The sequence below is a fragment of the Aeromonas sp. 1HA1 genome (assembly GCF_029237385.1).
GTDB classification, from domain to species: Bacteria; Pseudomonadota; Gammaproteobacteria; order Enterobacterales; family Aeromonadaceae; genus Aeromonas; species Aeromonas popoffii.
The window spans coordinates 1-18,213 of the sequence record NZ_JAACGC010000054.1; the positions used below are offsets into that span (position 1 = coordinate 1).

The 18,213-nt window shown below is 62.3% G+C and carries 15 protein-coding genes and 1 pseudogene; 10 read left to right on the top strand and 6 right to left on the bottom strand.

Annotated features, from left to right (window positions below):
* Positions 1-253: 253 nt before the first annotated feature.
* Both GWQ22_RS15615 and GWQ22_RS15620 read right to left on the bottom strand, forming a co-directional pair.
* On the bottom strand, positions 254-523 hold the full coding sequence (locus GWQ22_RS15615) for a hypothetical protein (RefSeq protein ID WP_275930872.1): 270 nt from the start codon (positions 521-523) through the stop codon (positions 254-256).
* Between the two features lie 214 nt (positions 524-737).
* Positions 738-1,649, bottom strand: a pseudogene (locus GWQ22_RS15620) (YifB family Mg chelatase-like AAA ATPase); the annotation flags it as partial.
* A gap of 384 nt (positions 1,650-2,033) precedes the next feature.
* Here GWQ22_RS15620 and ilvG point away from each other — a divergent pair.
* From ilvG to ompA, 6 genes are all read left to right on the top strand, one after another.
* On the top strand, positions 2,034-3,680 hold the full coding sequence (gene ilvG / locus GWQ22_RS15625) for an acetolactate synthase 2 catalytic subunit (RefSeq protein WP_275930873.1): 1,647 nt from the start codon (positions 2,034-2,036) through the stop codon (positions 3,678-3,680).
* Positions 3,677-3,967 (top strand): acetolactate synthase 2 small subunit, encoded by a 291-nt coding sequence (ilvM, locus tag GWQ22_RS15630; RefSeq protein ID WP_275930874.1) that lies wholly within the window; start codon positions 3,677-3,679, stop codon positions 3,965-3,967. The genes ilvG and ilvM overlap by 4 nt, the downstream gene beginning before the upstream one ends.
* Before the next feature lie 12 nt (positions 3,968-3,979).
* On the top strand, positions 3,980-4,924 hold the full coding sequence (locus tag GWQ22_RS15635) for a branched-chain amino acid transaminase (RefSeq protein WP_275930875.1): 945 nt from the start codon (positions 3,980-3,982) through the stop codon (positions 4,922-4,924).
* Positions 4,925-5,068: 144 nt separating this feature from the next.
* Complete coding sequence (gene ilvD / locus GWQ22_RS15640) at positions 5,069-6,910, top strand: dihydroxy-acid dehydratase (RefSeq protein ID WP_042035891.1); 1,842 nt, start codon at positions 5,069-5,071, stop codon at positions 6,908-6,910.
* A 3-nt stretch (positions 6,911-6,913) separates the two neighbouring features.
* Positions 6,914-8,434: a threonine ammonia-lyase, biosynthetic gene (ilvA, locus tag GWQ22_RS15645; protein WP_042035892.1), complete on the top strand. Its 1,521-nt coding sequence runs from the start codon at positions 6,914-6,916 to the stop codon at positions 8,432-8,434.
* Between the two features lie 291 nt (positions 8,435-8,725).
* Positions 8,726-9,832 (top strand): porin OmpA, encoded by a 1,107-nt coding sequence (gene ompA / locus GWQ22_RS15650; RefSeq protein WP_275930876.1) that lies wholly within the window; start codon positions 8,726-8,728, stop codon positions 9,830-9,832.
* A 48-nt stretch (positions 9,833-9,880) separates the two neighbouring features.
* Here ompA and GWQ22_RS15655 read toward each other — a convergent pair whose 3' ends face one another.
* Positions 9,881-10,276 carry an HPP family protein gene (locus tag GWQ22_RS15655; RefSeq protein WP_275930888.1) on the bottom strand — a complete coding sequence of 132 codons (396 nt, stop codon included), beginning with the start codon at positions 10,274-10,276 and terminating at the stop codon, positions 9,881-9,883.
* Between the two features lie 135 nt (positions 10,277-10,411).
* Here GWQ22_RS15655 and GWQ22_RS15660 point away from each other — a divergent pair, with 135 nt between their 5' ends.
* Positions 10,412-10,996 (top strand): TetR/AcrR family transcriptional regulator, encoded by a 585-nt coding sequence (locus tag GWQ22_RS15660; protein WP_275930877.1) that lies wholly within the window; start codon positions 10,412-10,414, stop codon positions 10,994-10,996.
* 6 nt (positions 10,997-11,002) lie between these two features.
* Here GWQ22_RS15660 and priA read toward each other — a convergent pair whose 3' ends face one another.
* Positions 11,003-13,210 (bottom strand): primosomal protein N', encoded by a 2,208-nt coding sequence (gene priA, locus GWQ22_RS15665; RefSeq protein ID WP_275930878.1) that lies wholly within the window; start codon positions 13,208-13,210, stop codon positions 11,003-11,005.
* A 147-nt stretch (positions 13,211-13,357) separates the two neighbouring features.
* Between priA and rpmE the strand changes: the two genes are divergently transcribed.
* The 3 genes from rpmE (at position 13,358) to GWQ22_RS15680 (ending at position 16,549) form a co-directional block, all read left to right on the top strand.
* Positions 13,358-13,573 (top strand): 50S ribosomal protein L31, encoded by a 216-nt coding sequence (rpmE, locus tag GWQ22_RS15670; RefSeq protein WP_042035896.1) that lies wholly within the window; start codon positions 13,358-13,360, stop codon positions 13,571-13,573.
* A 116-nt stretch (positions 13,574-13,689) separates the two neighbouring features.
* Positions 13,690-15,123: a DUF2867 domain-containing protein gene (locus tag GWQ22_RS15675; RefSeq protein ID WP_275930879.1), complete on the top strand. Its 1,434-nt coding sequence runs from the start codon at positions 13,690-13,692 to the stop codon at positions 15,121-15,123.
* A 181-nt stretch (positions 15,124-15,304) separates the two neighbouring features.
* Complete coding sequence (locus GWQ22_RS15680; RefSeq protein ID WP_042035897.1) at positions 15,305-16,549, top strand: malic enzyme-like NAD(P)-binding protein; 1,245 nt, start codon at positions 15,305-15,307, stop codon at positions 16,547-16,549.
* 79 nt (positions 16,550-16,628) lie between these two features.
* Here the strand turns inward: GWQ22_RS15680 and GWQ22_RS15685 are convergent, their stop codons facing one another.
* Positions 16,629-16,811 (bottom strand): hypothetical protein, encoded by a 183-nt coding sequence (locus GWQ22_RS15685; RefSeq protein ID WP_042035898.1) that lies wholly within the window; start codon positions 16,809-16,811, stop codon positions 16,629-16,631.
* Positions 16,812-16,865: 54 nt separating this feature from the next.
* Entirely contained in the window at positions 16,866-18,191 is a 1,326-nt protein-coding gene (gene rstB, locus GWQ22_RS15690) for a two-component system sensor histidine kinase RstB (RefSeq protein WP_275930880.1), read from the bottom strand.
* Positions 18,192-18,213 lie beyond the last annotated feature (22 nt).

Genomic DNA, 18,213 nt, shown 5'->3' on the forward strand with positions numbered 1-18,213 from the left:
TGGCGCTGCCAAAAATCAACGCGTTCTTGAGTGGTCATAGCGGAAATCCCAACGTAGATACGATGGGTTTCAGTGTGCCGAGGTGATCTCAGTAAAAACAGGTGCTGATTCAGGGGCGCTTACTGTAAAGCACCCATTATCAATGCACCGGCAGAAGACATTTCATCGAACAATAGATGGGCAGGAGCGCGAGATATGCAAAAAATGTTATGGCGGTAAATCATCTTACAATCCGCGGATCAGATAGCAGTAGTTACTCAAAGCGTTCCAATCCAACATCTGAACCCCAATCAATCTCACTTGCTGCGGTGGCGCTGGGGTCACACTGAGCCAGCAGCTCTTCCAGCGTGTAGCGCGGTTGGCCACCCAGTTTGGCGCGAGCACGTTCCACATCGTCAAGCGCCGCAGTTAGCAGCGCCGGATCACCATCTTCAAGAGCTGCCTTCAGATAGGCAACCATGTCGGCCTCGGTGGCCAAGTCGTCAGCCGCATCAAAGCTGCTCCATTGTTCAGTACTCTTCATTCCGTCCTCCTGGATTCGTCATTGCGCATCATGAAACGTTGGCCTACCGCCAGATCTGTTATGAAACTCTATTACTCGCCCACATGTACATATTGTTGATAGATTTAAATATTAATATGTACATAAATGTCCATACGATATTCTAAGTGGATTTACGTATGTTGTTGATATGCATAGATAAAATTTGTCCATGTAATAGACAATATATACATACCGGCAGTTCGTCGAGAAACAGCACGCCATTGTGAGCCAGCGATATTTCGCCGGGGCGCGGGTGGCTGCCGCCGCCCACCAGCGCCACGGCGGAGGCACTGTGATGGGGCGTGCGATAGGGTCTGTGGTGCCAGTGACCGGCGCGCGGGGTCAGGCCACCGATGGAGTGGATGGCGGCGGTCTGCTGCGCCTCCTGCTCGCTGAGTGGCGGCAGAATGCCGGGCAGGCGGCTGGCCAGCATGCTCTTGCCGGTGCCGGGCGGGCCGATGAACAGCAGGTTGTGGCTGCCTGCGGCGGCGATCTCCAGCGCCCGCTTGGCCTGTGACTGGCCGATCACATCCTGCAGATCCGGCACGTCGGGCAGGGCATCCGTGGTCTGAGGGGCCGGCAGCGGCAGCTCGTATTGTCCCGCCAGCCAGGCGGTGACGGCCAGCAGTTGGTGGGCGGTGCGCACCTCGGCATCCTGGATCAGCGAGGCTTCCGGGCCGTTCTCTCGCGGCACCAGCAGGGTGCGCCCCGCATCGCGGCAGGCAAGCACGGCGGGCAGCACCCCAAGCACGGGACGGATCTCGCCGGTCAGGGCCAACTCCCCCAAAAATTCGTGATCGAGCAGGTATTTTGCGGGGATTTGCTTGGAAGCTGCGAGAATGCCGATGGCGATGGCCAGATCGAAACGGCCTCCCTCCTTGGGCAGATCGGCGGGCGCCAGATTGACCGTGATGTGCTTGCTCGGGAACTCGAAGTTGCCGTTGAGCAGAGCGCTGCGCACCCGATCCCGCGACTCTTTCACCGAGGTTTCCGGCAGGCCGACCATGTTGAAGGCGGGCAGGCCGTTGGAGAGGTGAACTTCCACCGTGACTTGTGGTGCCGCGATCCCGAGGCTGGCACGGCTATAAACCACAGCTAATGACATAAATCCCGTCCTTGAGTTGATATATGTTCTGACTAACGGCTTATTGTTGGTTTTTTATTCCAGGGTTCCGGCTGGGGAATAGCCAAAATCAGTGGGTTGTCACAGAAAAAAGGCTTGCCCAATAAAAATCACCATGCTAGTTCTAATAGCCATTCGCGGTGCAAACCGCCCCAATTTCACAGGATTTCCGGTTGTAACTATGAACATGGCCTCCCGTTTCGTCAGCATTATTGTGGTCCTAGTGGTGATTATTATCTCACCGCTCGGGGCTCGTTTAGCTGCACGGAACAAGGGATAGACCCACCACCGGACAGAACGAAACAAGCGACCCCCGAGCCTCACCGCTCGGGGGTTTTTTTTCGACTACAGGACAGGATTTTCCACATGAACGGCGCGCAGTTTTTGGTACAGGCTCTCAAGAAACAGGGTGTGACCCAGGTGTTTGGTTACCCGGGCGGAGCCATCATGCCGGTCTACGACGCCCTGTATGACGGGGGTCTGGCCCATCAGCTCTGCCGCCACGAGCAGGGGGCCGCCATGGCGGCGGTGGGTTATGCCCGTGCCTCCGGTCAGGTGGGTGTCTGCATCGCCACCTCCGGGCCCGGCGCAACTAACTTGGTAACCGGTCTGGCGGAGGCGCTGCTCGACTCTGTGCCGCTGGTGGCCATCAGTGGTCAGGTGCCCTGTGCCGCCATCGGCACCGATGCATTTCAGGAGGTCGACGTGCTCGGCATGTCCCTCTCCTGCACCAAGCACTCCTTCATGGTGACCGATGCCGCCGATCTGGGGCGAGTGCTGGCAGAGGCTTTCGCCATCGCCAGTGAAGGGCGCCCCGGGCCTGTGTTGATCGATTTTCCCAAGGATGTGCAACTTGCTGCCGTGCTGGCCCAGAGCCCGCTGTTTGCGGTGGAAGAGCCAGAGGCGCTCAATCCCTCGGAGTTGACCGCTGCTCGCACTCTGATCGCCGCTGCCGAGCGCCCGGTGCTCTACGTCGGTGGCGGGGTGGGTATGGCCAATGCCGAGCAGCAACTGCGCGACTTTGCTGCCGTCACCGGCATGCCTGCGGTCACTACCCTCAAGGGGATTGGTGCGCTCGATCCCGATAGTGCCGTTTATCTGGGCATGCTCGGCATGCACGGCACCAAGGCTGCCAACTACGCGGTGCAGCAGTGCGATCTGCTGGTGGTGGTGGGAGCCCGTTTCGACGACAGGGTAACCGGCAAGCTGGAGGAGTTTGCCCCCGAGGCGAAAGTGATCCATCTCGATGTGGACGCCGCCGAATTTGGCAAGCGCCGCGCCGCCGAGGTGGGTATCACTACGGATCTCAAGCTGGTGCTGCCAGCGCTTGGGCAGCCTCTCGCCATCGACCCATGGCGTGAGCACTGCGCGAACATGGCCCGTGAGTATGCCTTTCGCTATGACCATCCCGGTCAGCCTATCTATGCTCCGGCGCTGCTCAAGCAGCTCTCCGCCCGGCTGCCGGAGACCAGCGTGGTGGCCTGCGATGTGGGTCAGCACCAGATGTGGGTGGCCCAGCACATGCGCTTCACCAGCCCGCGCAATCACCTCTCCAGCGCCGGTCTCGGCACCATGGGGTTCGGTCTGCCCGCCGCCATCGGCGCCAAGATGTCTAGACCGGAGGATGAAGTGGTGCTGGTGAGCGGTGACGGCTCTTTCATGATGAACGTGCAGGAGCTTGGCACCATCCGCCGTGCCCAGCTCAAGGTGAAGATGGTACTGCTGGACAACCAGCGCCTCGGCATGGTGCGCCAGTGGCAGGAGCTGTTCTTCGACGGCCGCTATAGCGAGACCATCCTCTCCGACAACCCCGATTTCGTCGCCCTGGCTGCCGCTTTCGGCATTCCGGGTGAGACCATCACATGTAAGGAGCAGATAGCCGGTGCCCTCGACCGCCTGCTGAAGAGCGAAAGCGCTTATCTGCTGCATGTGGCTATTTCAGAGGAAGAAAACGTCTGGCCCCTGGTTCCGCCGGGAGTCGCCAACCACAAGATGATGGAGCAACGCCCATGAGCCCGCACACCCTTGCACAGCCAGCATTTGAACAACACACCCTGCATATCCACGCCCAGCCCAGACCCGAAGTGATGGAGCGGGTGCTGCGGGTGGTGCGTCACCGTGGCTTCAATCTCTGCGCTCTTAGTATGGAAACGAGAGCGGAGCAGGATTGCCAACAGCTGCGGATCACGGTTACTGTCGAGTCGGTTCGTCCCATCCAGCAGTTGTGGAGCCAGCTGGTGAAGCTGGTGGACGTCTCCCGGGTCGATGCACTGGAACAGCAACCCCGGATCAGAGCTTAAGGAGCAACGTCAATGTCACAGTCTTCCCAATCCGCCACTCACCCGCAATACATCTGGTTCAATGGCAAACTGGTGCCCTGGCAGGATGCCCAGGTACACGTCATGAGCCACGCCCTGCACTACGGCTCCTCGGTGTTCGAGGGGGTGCGTGCCTACGATACCCCCAAAGGCACCTGCATCTTCCGTCTGCAGGAGCACACCCGCCGCCTGTTCGACTCAGCCAAAATCTACTGGATGGACGTGCCCTACAGCGAGTCCGACGTGAATGAAGCCTGCCGCACCGTGGTGCGCGAGAACGGCCTGAAGAGCGGCTATCTGCGCCCGCTGGCCTTTGTCGGCAACGTGGGGCTGGGGCTGCATCCACCGCTGGATGCCAAGGCTGATCTGATGGTGGCCGCCCTGCCGTGGGGCGCCTATCTGGGTGAAGAGGGGCTGAAAAACGGGGTGGACGTCTGTGTCACCTCCTGGAACCGGCTCGCCCCCAACACCATCCCCACTGGCGCCAAGGCGGGTGGCAACTACCTCTCCTCCCAGCTCATCAGTCGCGAGGCCAAACGCAACGGCTTCGCCGAGGGGCTGGCGCTGGATGTGAACGGCTACCTGAGCGAAGGGGCGGGGGAGAACCTGTTCCTGGTGAAGAATGGCGTGCTGTTTACCCCGCCCGCCACCGCCGCCATCCTGCCCGGCATCACCCGCGACACCATCATGACGCTGGCCCGTGATCTGGGTTACGAGGTGCGTGAGCAGGCGCTGCCCCGCGAGGCGCTCTACGTGGCGGACGAGATCTTCATGACCGGCACCGCCGCCGAAGTGACGCCGGTACGCTCGGTCGATCGGATGAAGGTCGGCGCTGGCAGCCGTGGCCCGGTGACCGAGCAGCTGCAAAACGCCTTCTTTGGCCTGTTCAACGGTCAGACCGAGGACAAGTGGGGCTGGCTGACGCCAGTTCACGACTGATGAGAGAGGGGAGGTGTCATGCCTCCCCGAGTCGCTTCCGGTGAGGGCTGCCCAGTGGAGTCCTCACCAGGATCGATTCCGATCCACTCGTATCATCACCGCATAACGCATCGAGCCCATATGGGCATTCAGGGAGTAGAGATAATGCCGAAGTTGAGATCCGCCACCACCACCCACGGACGTAACATGGCCGGGGCCCGCGCCCTCTGGCGTGCCACCGGCATGACCGATCAGGATTTTGGCAAGCCCATCATCGCCGTGGTCAACTCCTTCACCCAGTTCGTGCCGGGTCACGTGCATCTCAAGGACTTGGGGCAACTGGTGGCCCGCGAGATCGAAGCTGCGGGCGGGGTGGCCAAAGAGTTCAACACCATCGCTGTGGATGACGGCATCGCCATGGGCCACGGCGGCATGCTCTACTCCCTGCCATCGCGGGAGCTGATTGCCGACTCGGTGGAGTACATGGTCAACGCCCACTGCGCCGATGCCATGGTTTGTATCTCCAACTGCGACAAAATCACCCCGGGGATGCTGATGGCTGCCCTGCGCATCAACATCCCGGTGATCTTCGTCTCCGGCGGTCCCATGGAGGCGGGCAAGACCAAGCTGTCGGATCAGATCATCAAGCTGGATCTGGTGGATGCCATGATCCAGGGTGCCGATCCCAAGGTGTCCGATGCCCAGAGCGAACAGGTGGAGCGCAGCGCCTGCCCCACCTGCGGCTCTTGCTCCGGCATGTTCACTGCCAACTCCATGAACTGCCTGACCGAGGCACTGGGCCTCTCCCAGCCGGGCAACGGCTCCATGCTGGCGACCCACAGCGACCGCGAGCAGCTGTTCAAGCTGGCGGGCCAGCGCATCGTGACGCTGGCCAAGCGCTGGTATGAGCAGGATGACGAGACCGCCCTGCCGCGCAATATCGCCACCAAGGCGGCGTTCGAGAACGCCATGGCGCTGGATATCGCCATGGGCGGCTCCACCAATACCGTGCTGCACCTGTTGGCGGCGGCGCAGGAGGCCGGGGTGGACTTCACCATGGCCGATATCGATCGCATGTCGCGCAAGGTGCCCCAGCTCTGCAAGGTGGCGCCCTCCACCCAGAAGTACCACATGGAAGATGTACACCGCGCCGGTGGTGTGGTGGCGATTCTGGGCCAGCTTGAAAAAGCGGGACTGGTGCACGGGGATACCCGCACCGTACTGGGTGGTTCCCTGGCCGAACTGCTCAACGAATATGACGTCAGCCGCCAGCCGAGCCAGGAGGTGGTGGACTTCTATCGCGCCGGGCCGGCCGGGATCCGCACCACCAAGGCATTCAGCCAGGATTGTCGTTGGCCCGAGCTGGATGTGGATCGCGCCGAAGGCTGTATCCGCTCGCTGGAAAATGCCTACAGCCAGGAGGGCGGCCTCGCCGTGCTCTCCGGCAACCTGGCGCTTGATGGCGCCATCGTCAAGACGGCCGGTGTGGATGACGAGAACCTCTGCTTCCGTGGCCCGGCCCGGGTATTCGAGAGCCAGGACACGGCGGTTGCCGGCATTCTGGACGGTACCGTCAAGGCCGGTGAAGTCGTGGTGATCCGCTACGAAGGGCCCAAAGGGGGCCCAGGCATGCAGGAGATGCTCTATCCCACCACTTATCTGAAATCCATGGGATTGGGCAAGCAGTGCGCCCTGATCACCGATGGCCGCTTCTCCGGCGGTACCTCGGGTCTCTCCATCGGTCACGTCTCGCCGGAGGCTGCCTCCGGCGGCACCATAGGTCTGGTGGAGGATGGCGACATCATCAACATCAACATTCCGGCCCGCAGCATGGTGCTGGAGGTGGCCGACAGCGTGCTGGCCGCCCGCCGTGTTGCCGTGGAAGCCCGTGGCTGGAAGCCGCTCGACCGTCAGCGTCAGGTCTCCTTTGCCCTGCGCGCCTACGCCATGCTCGCCACCAGCGCTGACAAGGGCGCGGTGCGTGACCGCAGCAAGCTGGAGGAGTAAACAATGGTCTCTGCGGCTGATTATCTGCGCAAGGTGTTGCTCTCCCCCGTCTATGAGGCGGCGCGGGTGACACCATTGCAGACCCTTAAAAAATTGTCCGAGCGGCTCGGCAACCATGTCAGTTTGAAGCGGGAGGATCTGCAACCGGTCCACTCCTTCAAGCTGCGCGGCGCCTATCACAAGATCGCTACCCTGACCCAGGAGCAGAAGGATCACGGTGTCATCGCTGCCTCTGCCGGTAACCATGCGCAGGGGGTCGCCCTGTCGGCGGCCAAGCTTGGCATCAAGGCGATCATAGTGATGCCCAAGACCACGCCGGACATCAAGATCGATGCGGTGCGCCGTCAGGGTGGCAACGTCATGCTGTTTGGCAACAGCTTCGACGAGGCTTACGGCGAGAGCCGCCGCCTCGCCGAGCTGGAGGGCTACACCCTGATACCGCCGTTTGACGACGTCGAGGTGATCGCCGGGCAGGGCACCATCGGTAAGGAGCTGCTGGATCAGGACATTCACCTCACCCACGTCTTCGTGCCGGTGGGCGGCGGTGGTCTGGCCGCCGGGGTGGCGGTCTACATCAAGCAGCTGCTGCCGGATGTGAAGGTGATTGGGGTGGAGGCGGAGGGCTCTGCCTGCCTCAAGGCGGCCATGGCGGCGGGCGAGCCGGTCAATCTGGAGCGGGTCTCGCTGTTTGCTGACGGGGTGGCGGTCAGGCGCATCGGCGAGGAGACCTTCCGGCTCTGCAACCAGTATCTGGACGAGGTGGTGACCGTCTCCAATGACCAGATCTGCGCCGCACTGAAAGACATCTTCGATGACTGCCGCGCCATCGCCGAACCCTCGGGCGCCCTGTCGCTGGCGGGGTTGAAAGCCTACAGCGAGCGGGAGCAGGTCAAGGGCGGGCGGATGGCGGCCATTCTGTCCGGTGCCAACGTCAACTTTCACAGCCTGCGCTACGTGTCGGAGCGTTGCGAGATCGGCGAGAAGCGCGAGGGCATGCTGGCGGTGACCATTCCCGAGCGCAAAGGGGCTTTCCTCGACTTCTGCCGTCAGCTTGGGCCCCGCATGGTGACCGAGTTCAACTACCGCTACTCGGATGCGGCTCAAGCTTCGCTGTTTGTCTCGGTGCGCCTCACCGGCGGCGACGAGGAGCTGGGCCAGATCATCGATCAGCTCGGCGGCAATGGCTATCCGGTGGTCAATATGACCGAGAGCGAGCTCGCCAAGAACCACGTGCGCTACATGATTGGCGGCCGCCCGGCCCGGCCCCTCGGTGAACGTCTCTACAGTTTCAAGTTTCCGGAGCAACCGGGCGCCCTGATGCGCTTCCTCGAGACCCTGGGCTGTCGCTGGAACATCAGCCTGTTCCACTACCGCAACCACGGCGCTGACTATGGCCGGGTGTTGTGTGCCTTTGAGCTGCCAGACGAAGACGTGGCAGCCTTCCACGACTACCTGCGCGAGATTGGTTACGGCTGGAAAGAGGTGAGCGACGACCCCGCCTACCGGCTGTTTCTGGCCAGCTGATGATGAGCAGAACACAAGCAGGGAGGCCGCAAGCCTCCCTCTTTTTTTGCGGCCGTGGCGGTTGGCGAACAGGGCAACTTATTGGGCCCGGTTGCTGCGGGTGCTACCTGCCGCTCCCTACGACGATTCTGCATCTGCGCCGTTTTTCCAGTCGGAAATGTCGGCAGCTTCACACTATTGAGTCCCAAGTCATTTGAGGCCGGTGATAGATGGGATAACCTGACGAACGGTACCGGATTCGCCCCATCAGGGAAGATAAGCGCATAACGACTCATTGCAGAGGCTTTCACCATGAACAAATCGATACTTGCCGTGCTGGTCTGCGGCCTGCTTACGACGGGGGCCGTGCAGGCAGCCGCCCAGGACAACACCTGGTATGCCGGCGGCAAGGCCGGTTGGTCCAGGTACTTCGACATCGACCAGAAGCAGGTTGTCTCGGATCCCCTGGGCGCGCGGCAAAACATCAGCACCAGTAAGAATGCACTCGGGCTGGGGGCGTTCGCCGGTTATCAGCTCAACCCCAACCTGGGTTTCGAGTTCGGCTATGACTGGCTCGGCAAGTACACCTCGTCCGGTTATCTGAGTGGGATCAGGGTGGAGGAGGAAGCCAAAAATCAGATGCTCCAGGCCACCATGAAAATAGGGTTCCCAGTCAATGATGTGCTGGATCTCTACGGCCGGATCGGTGGTGGTTATGCCTGGACCAATAGCGAGCTGTCGGCCCAGACTACGACCGGTTTTATCAAGGAGACCGGCAACAATCATGGGGCCGTGTTTGTCGGGGCGCTGGGGGCTGAATATGCGATTGAGCGTGATTGGGCCGCCCGCATCGAATATCAGTACACAACGCCGCTGGGGGATACCTCCCTCGATCGCTCCGGCATTGAGATGGATAACGGTCTGCTCTCCGTCGGCATGCTCTACCGCTTCGGTCAGCATGGGAGGGATGTAGTGGCCCCGGCCCCGGCACCCGCCGTGGCGCCAGCTCCTGCTGCCGTGGTCGTCACCCGGCAGTTCAGCCTGAGCTCGGACGTGCTGTTCGAGTTCAACAAGGCCACCCTGAAGCCAGCTGCCCGTCAGGCGCTCGATACCCTGTTCAGCCAGATAGTTGCCGCCAATCCCAAGGATGGTGAGGCGACTGTGATCGGGCATACCGACCGCCTAGGTTCCCATGCCCACAACCAGACCCTGTCGGAGCAGCGTGCCCGCAGCGTGGCCGACTACCTGATCGCCCGGGGACTGGTTGCCGACAGGGTGCGGGTCGAGGGGCGTGGCAAGTCCTACCCCGTGACCGGCAACAACTGCACCAGCAACTCCAGGTCTGAGCTGATCGCCTGTCTGGCACCGGATCGTCGGGTGGAAGTGCGGCTTGAAGGTGTCTCCCTGGCCGCCAAGTAACTGTACTGGTGTGAATCACAACAAGGGAGGCACGGCCTCCCTTGTTGTTTATATGGCCTTGAGTTGCCACAGCCTCAACCGCTGAAAGCCGTGGCTCAGCAGGATCAGGAGCAAGGCACCGGGCAGCACGGTTTGCCACAGGAAGGGCCACTCCTGTCCCGTCATCAGTATCAGCAGGGGGTTGGCACCGGCGGGAGGGTGTATGAGCGCCATTCGGTGCATCAAGGTGATGGCCAGACCCACTCCCAATGCCAGTTGCAGCTCCAGCGGCAAGGGGAGCGACTGTACCAGCAAGCCGACCGTGGCTGTCAGCAGGTGGCCTCCGAGCACATTGTTCGGGCGGGCCAGCGGGCTGGCGGGCAGTGAAAACAGCAGCACGCAGCTTGCTCCGAAGGGCGCCATGATCAGGACAGTGTGCCAGCTGATGTTCAGCCAGCCCAACACCCCGATCGCCAGTGCAGCGCCCACTCCTGCCCATAACGGGTCATGCCATTTTGTCATCACGTTTCCCTCTTGGTTTGTCTGACGTGATTAGGCACATTAGGTAGACAGATCGGTGTACTTCAAGGGGAAAATGACGTGAGTGAAAAACGGCAGCAGCTGATGGAAACCGCCTATCGTCTGTTCAATCGTCATGGTTTTCACGCAACCGGCATAGATCGCATCTGGGCGGAGGCGGGTAGCACCAAGCGAACCCTCTACCGCCATTTTCCCACCAAGGATGCCTTGATCGAGGCTGTACTGCTCTCCCGCGAGCAGGAGTTCTTCGCCCTGCTCGATGCGAAGCAGGCAGGTCTGGAGGGGAGGGAGAGTCGGTTGCACGCCCTGTTCGACGGATTCGGGGAGTGGTTTGGCCGTAGCGACTTCTATGGTTGCAACTTCATCAATGCCAGCGCCGAGTTTGCCGACTCGCGTCATCCGGTCCGCAGGCTGGTGGTGGCACACAAGCAGGTGCTGCTGAACTGGGTCAGGGAGCAACTCGGGTGCAGCCTCTTGCAAGCCACCGGGATCTGCCTGCTGCTGGAGGGAGCTGTGGTGATGGCTCACAGCTATCAGCAGCCGCTGGCGCTGGAGCAGGCCAGATCACTGGCCCTGGCCGTGTTATGTGCCGATGGCGAGTCACCACTGCTGGCGAGTTGCCGCCAGCGCCTGAGCGGCAGGTGAACTGGCTCAGTTCAGCTCAGTGGGGTCTATATCCAGACTCCAGCGCACCTTCTTGGTCTCCGGCCAGCCCTCCAGCTCCTTCACCGCCCAATCCAGCAGCTGGGCCAGCGGTGCCCGGTTCGGCCCCTGTACCAGCAACTGCATACGGAACTTGCCCGCCTTGCGCTCCATAAAGCCGCTGATGGGCCCCAGCACCTGCAGATGGGGATAGTGGGCGCTGCGCAGGGTATCGGCGAGGCGGGTAAGGAACAACTGCACCTCGTCGCGGCCCGTGGCCTCAGCACGGAACAAGCTTTGATAGCTAAATGGCGGCAACCCCAGCAGGCGACGCTCTTTCAGCGCAGTGTCGGCAAAGTGGCCGTAACCGTTCTGGGTCAGATCCTGCAACAGGGCGTGCTCCGGATGATGACTCTGCAGCACCACCAGCCCTGGCTTGCTGGCGCGACCGGCGCGGCCCGCCACCTGGGTGTAGAGCTGGGCCAACTTCTCGGCGGCGCGAAAATCGGCGGAAAACAGAGCGCCATCCACATCCAGCAGGCCCACCAGGGTTACATCCGGAAAGTGGTGCCCCTTGGCCAGCATCTGGGTGCCGATCAGGATCTTGTACTTGCCCGCCTTGATGTCGCCGAGATGGGTCTCCAGCTCCCCCTTGCGGCGAGTGTTGTCCCGATCGATGCGCACCACGGGGTAGTGCGGGAAAACCGTGGTGAGCAGCTGTTCCAGCTGCTCGGTACCCACTCCCGAGCCGATCAGCTCGTTGCTGCCGCACTCGGGGCAGTTGTGGGGCAGGGGGCGCACGCTGTCGCAGTGGTGGCAGTGCAGTCGTCGCCCTGCCTGATGCCAGGTGTACCAGGCGTCACAGCGCTCGCAGGCGGCGCTCCAGCCACACTGGTGGCAGATAAGCGACGGGGCATAGCCGCGTCGGTTGAGAAACAGCATTACCTGATTGCCTGCCGCCAGGTGCTCCGCCATCAGCTGCTCCAGCTGGGGGGAGAGCCCGGCCTGCAGCCGCACGCTCTTGATGTCCAGGATCACCTGGCGGGCGGTCTGGGCGTTGCCGGCGCGCCGCGTCAGGCTGAGGTGGTGATACTTGCCACTGCGGGCATTGTGCAGCGTCTCCAGCGAGGGGGTGGCCGAGCCGAGCAGTATGGGGATACCGGCGCGATGGGCCCGCATCACCGCCAGATCTCGCGCGTGGTAGCGAAAACCGTCCTGCTGCTTGAAGGAGCCGTCGTGCTCCTCGTCGATGATGATGATGCCGAGGTTCTTGAACGGGGTGAAGACGGCGGAGCGAGTGCCGATCAGGATGGCGGCGCCGCCATCGCGGCAGGCGAGCCAGGCGTCAAGCCGCTCCCGATCGTTCATGGCCGAGTTCATCGCCACCACGGGCACCTTGAAGCGGCGACGGAAGCGGTTGATGGTCTGGGGGGTGAGGCCGATCTCCGGCACCATCACCAGCGCCTGCTTGCCCGCCTTGAGCAGGGGCTCGAGAATGCTCAGGTACACCTCTGTCTTGCCGGAGCCGGTGATACCATCGAGCAGGAAGGCGCCGAACTGGTTGCTCTGGCTGGTGACGGCGGATACCGCCAGCGCCTGCTCGCTGTTGAGTCGCAGCCCCTCTCCCGCGTCAAAAGACGTCGCCCAGTCGCCGTCATGGCTCGGCTCCAGGCTGCGCTTCTCCAACAGCCCCTTCTTCTCCAGCGCCGTGAGTGCCGCGCTCTGGATCTCTTCCTGCTTGAGTGCTGACGGGGTCTGCGGCCCCTTGCGCAGCAAGGCGAGGGCCTGTTGCTGCTTGGCGGCACGCTTGAGCTCGTTGAGATCGATCGCCATGCCGGCCTCGGTGGCAAACCAGAACTCCAGCTCCCGGTAGGCGGCGGGCTCCCCCTTGCGCACCAGCACCGGCAGGGCGTGAGGCAGCACCTCCCCTAGCGGATGCTGGTAGTAATTTGCGCTCCAGGCCATCAGCGCCAGTATGTCCGGCCCCAGCACGGGGGAATTATCAAGCACTCGCTTGATGGGCTTGAGCTTGTTGCGGGGCACCAGGCTGTCGGTCGGATGCTCCACCACCAACCCGACCAGGGTCTGTGGACCGAAAGGGATCTCGACCCGACAGCCGGGCTCAGGCAGGGGCAAGGGAGAGAGATAGTCGAAGTGACGGCGTAACGGTACCGGCACAGCCACACGAACCAGATCCAGCGTTTGGGAAGAATTCACCAGGGATTGCCTATTTTTTCTGCGAAGCCACTTGCCTGATCTCAGGCATTTCCTATATTATTCGCAGCCTTTGAAACTGTGTTCAACAATCGTGTGGTGTCCGACAGAAGATCGGATAGCGACACGGCCTGATAATTGAGGTTGTCCATGAAAGCTGGTATTCATCCTAACTACGTAGCCATCACCTGCAAGTGCTCCTGCGGTAATGTGATCAACACTTTCTCTACCCTGGGTAAAGATCTGAACCTGGACGTGTGCTCTGCATGCCACCCGTTCTACACCGGCAAGCAGAAAGAAGTTTCTAGCGGCGGCCGCGTAGACAAGTTCAACAAGCGTTTCGGTGGCTTGACTGCCAAGAAGTAATCTTGCTTCTGAAGAATTCTGAAAAAGGCGCCCATCGGGCGCCTTTTTTATTGGTTGGCGTTTTGTATTGAAGCGGTTTGCCCTATGGTGTTGGCTCAATCATGGGAGAAGAACAGATGCGCACATGTCTGGTGATGGGAGCTGCGGGGTATATAGGGTCTTACCTGGTGCCCCACCTGCAAGGGCTGGGTTATCGGGTGATCGCCGGGGCTCGTCGCCCTTGTCGTCTGCCGCCGGGCGTGGAATTTCGCCTCGCCGACAGTCTCAAGCCCATCACACTGCTGCCCGCGCTGACGGGCATAGACACCGTCTTCTATCTGGTGCACGCCATGGGGGCTGGCGCCGATTTTCACCGGCTGGAGCAGCAGGGGGTGAAGAACTTCGCCGCCGCCGCCCGCGCCGCCGGGGTGCGCCGCATTATCTATTTGGGGGCCATCCAGCCCGAGCGTTGCAATAGCCGTCATCTCAACTCCCGCCGCCATTGTGGCGAGCTGTTTCGTGACTCCGGTGTGCCGACGGTGGAGCTGCGCTCCGGCATCATCGTAGGGCCGGGCTCGGCCGCCTTCGAGGTGATGCGGGATCTGGTGTTCAACCTGCCCATGATGGTCACGCCCAAGTGGGTACGCTCTCGCACACCGCCCATAGCGCTCTCCAACCTGCTGCACTATCTGGGCGGGCTGGTGGAGGTCGAGGGGGTGGATGGTCAGGTGCTCAACGCCGTTGGCCCCGAGCTGCTCAGCTATCAGCAGCAGTTGCAGAAGTTCGCCGCCCATATCGGCAAGCGCTGCCCCATCATCCCCATCCCGTTTCTGAGCCCGCGGCTCTCCGCCTGGTGGCTGCAATTTGTCACCTCTGTGCCGCAACCCGTGGCCAAGGCGCTGGTGGGCGGCCTCAAGCACGACATCCCGGCCGATGACGGCCCGCTGCGGGCCCTGCTGCCACAAACCCTGCTCAGCTTCGACGAGGCGCTCGGGGAGAGCCTGGCGCTGGAGCAGAAACTGGGGGCCGAGCAGCAGGGGCTGGAGACGCCGCTGGGGCTGCGCTGGCGCCATCCCGAGTACGGCTTCTATGATCGCACCGCCAGCGGGGAGGCCATCTGTCTCGCCTCGCCAGAGGTGGTGTGGCAGGTGTTGCAGCAGCTGGGGGGCGAGCAGCGTTACTTCTACATGAACGAGCTGTGGGTGGTGCGGGAGTGGATGGATCACCTGATCGGTGGCCCGGCCCGCACCCGTGGCCGCACTAACCCGGATCGCTTCGTGAAGGGGGACATGCTGGATTCCTGGCAGATCCTCGGGGTCGACGAGGGACGCAGGCTGGATCTGCTGTTCAACATGAAGGCCCCGGGAGTGGGGCGGCTGGCGTTCAACATACTGCCGGAGGAGTCCGGCCTGACCCGCATCAAGGTGACGGCTCACTGGCATCCTCAGGGCGCCTGGGGGCTGGCCTACTGGCTCGCCATGCTGCCATTCCATCTCTTCATCTTCCAGGGGATGACTGAGGCCATCGCCAGACAGGCAGAGCTGAAAGCGGGCATCCCTGTGACGGAGTGAAACCATATCTATAACTAAATGGGTATTAGTGATTGGTGTGACATGCTAATTACTGGCTTGTCAGTGGCGGCAAAACGATACTTTCCTCTGTGAAAGCGCGATGGTTTTCTTTATGATCCCCAGCCCTCGCCCGCTGGCGAGCCCATGCACCACTCTATTCACTTCCGTATCGGGGTCCCCCATGTCCGATCTTCGTCAACAAGCACTCGATTACCATGCCCAGCCTGTGCCGGGCAAAATTGCCATCGCCCTCACCAAGCCCGCCGAGACAGCTCACGATCTGGCGCTGGCCTACAGCCCGGGTGTGGCCGAGCCGGTGCGCGAGATTGCCGCCAATCCGGCCGATGCCTACCGCTATACCGGCAAGGGCAACCTGGTGGCCGTCATCTCCAACGGTACCGCCATCCTGGGACTGGGCAATCTGGGCCCGCTGGCGTCCAAGCCGGTGATGGAGGGCAAGGCCCTGCTGTTCAAGCGCTTCGCCGGCATAGATGCCATCGACATAGAGGTGAAGCACGAGACCAGTGCGCAGTTCATCGACACGGTTGCGGCTATCGCCGACACCTTCGGTGGCATCAACCTGGAAGACATCAAGGCGCCAGAGTGCTTTGAGATCGAAGAGGCGCTGATCGCCCGTTGCGACATCCCGGTGTTCCACGATGACCAGCACGGTACCGCCATCGTCACAGCTGCCGGTCTGCTCAATGCGCTGGAAGTGCAGGGCAAGCGCATCGAACAGAGTCGCATCGTCTGCATGGGGGCCGGGGCTGCAGCCACCGCCTGCATGGACTTGCTGATCAAGTGCGGTGCTGCGCCACACAACATCTTCATGCTCGACCGCCAGGGGGTTATTCACACAGGCCGCAGCGATCTGAACCAGTACAAGCAGCGCTTCGCCAACGACACCCCGCTGCGCACCCTGATGGATGTCATTGAAGGGGCGGATGTGTTTGTCGGTGTCTCCGGCCCGGATGTGCTGCCCGCCGAAGCGGTTGCCCTGATGGCGCCGCGCCCGGTGATCTTCGCCTGCTCCAACCCGGACCCGGAGATCAAGCCGTCCCTGGCCCACGCAGTGCGCGATGATCTCATCATGGGCACGGGCCGTTCGGATTATCCGAACCAGATCAACAACGTGCTCTGCTTCCCCTTCATCTTCCGCGGCGCGCTGGACGCCCGCGCCAGCCGCATCAACGATGCCATGAAGATAGCTGCGGTGGAGGCGATCCGTGGTCTGGTGAAGGAGCCGGTGCCGGCCGAGGTGCTGACCGCCGCCGGGGTGAGCGAGCTTTCCTTCGGCAAGGATTACGTCATTCCCAAGCCGATGGATGCCCGCCTGCTGCCACGGGTGGCCCGCGCTGTGGCGCTGGCGGCGGTAGCCTCCGGCGTGGCGCGCATCGCGCTGCCGGCAGACTACATGCTGGAATAAGTCGTCGGCGCTATACCGACCACGACAAAAGGGGCCCCATGATTGGGCCCCTTTTTGTTACAGGAAGCTTGATATGTCGTTATTTGGTCTTGGGGGCGACCTGGACGGCCGGTGCTTTGGCATGAGTGGCATTGTGATGCTTTTTCACCACCTTGGTCGGGGTCGCCTCGGGGGCGGCGGCCTTGGTGGGAGTGGCGGCCATGGTGAAGCCGGAGGTCAGGGCGAAGACTGCGGCCAGGCTCAGGGGGATCAGCTTGTTCATATTCCAGTTCCTCATTCGGGTTGATGACATGGAGCGTTGCTCCATGACGTCATCCTAAGGCCGTTCCGCTGGCGCTTCAGTGAGTGGCTGGTGACGGTTTGTATCCAAATGTACAGGTAGCGTCAGGCAGAAGCGGGCGCCGACCGCGCTGGGCAGCAGCTGCACCTCACCGCCGTGGTGGCGCGCTATGCTGCGCACGATGGCGAGGCCGAGGCCAGCGCCGCCGGTGCGGGGATCCCGGCTTTGATCCAGGCGCATGAAGGGTTCGAAGATCTGGGGTGCCAGCGCCGGATCTATGCCGGGGCCGTCATCGACCACCTCCAGCAGATAGTGATCCTGTTGCTGGCTCATGGCGAGGGTCACCCGGCTGGTGGCGTGGCGCAGGGCGTTGCCGATGAGGTTCTCCAGCGCCCGGTCCAGCAGGCGGGGATCGCCGTGCCAGCGCAGGGGATGTGCGGGACGACTGAATTCGAGCCGGGTTTGTGGCCGCAGCGCTTGCCAGTCCGGGAGGCGGCTGCCGGCCCAGCTGGTCAGCTCCAGTTCGCTGTATTGCAGCGGCAGCTCGGGGCGATCCAGCCTGGCGTAGGTGAGCATCTCCTCGATGAGGGCGTCCAGTGCCCCCAGATCGCGTTCCAGCCCCTGTTGTTCCGCTGCCGATGGCTGCGGATCCAGCATGGCGAGCCGGTAGCGCAGCCTGACCAGCGGGGTGCGCAGCTCGTGGGCGATGGCATCGGTCAGCTGTTTGCGAGTGGCCAGCATGGCTTGCAGCTGTTCCGTCATCTGATCGAAGGTGCGACCCACCCGGCCCAGGCTGCTGCCGGCGGGCAGGCCGGTGCGGCTGGAGAGATCCCCGTCACCAACCCGGCGGGCGGCTTGTTCGAGCCGTTGCAGACCACGCCAATGCGGGCGCAGCCAGAGCAGTATGGGCAGACCGAGGGAGAGACCGATGGCCAGCAGTAGCCCCACATCGACCCAGTGCAGCTCGTGCAGATAGGAGAGATAGGGCACGGGGCCGACGATCAGCACCTGATCGGTGCCCGGGATGCGCTGCAGGAAGGTGTCATCCCCCTCGACGATGACTATGTTTCCCGCCTCGAGAAAGGCCTGATCCTCCTTGGCCAGCGGCTGGTTGGCGAGAGCGCCGATCTGCAGCGGCAGGGTGAGCTGGCGGCTCTGCTCCCCCATGCGCGCGGGCCAGTGCTCAGGCGGCAATCGCGCCAGTTCGCCGGTGAGCAGGCCGAGGGAGCCTTGCATCATCCGCTCCAGATAGCGGTCGCCTGCCCGCTCGGCGCTGACCTGATAGACAAAGCCGACCAGCAGTATGGCCAGGGTGAAACAGCCGATCAGCAGCAGGTAGAACTGGATAAACAGACGGCGCATTGGGTGTGCTCTCCCGTGGTCA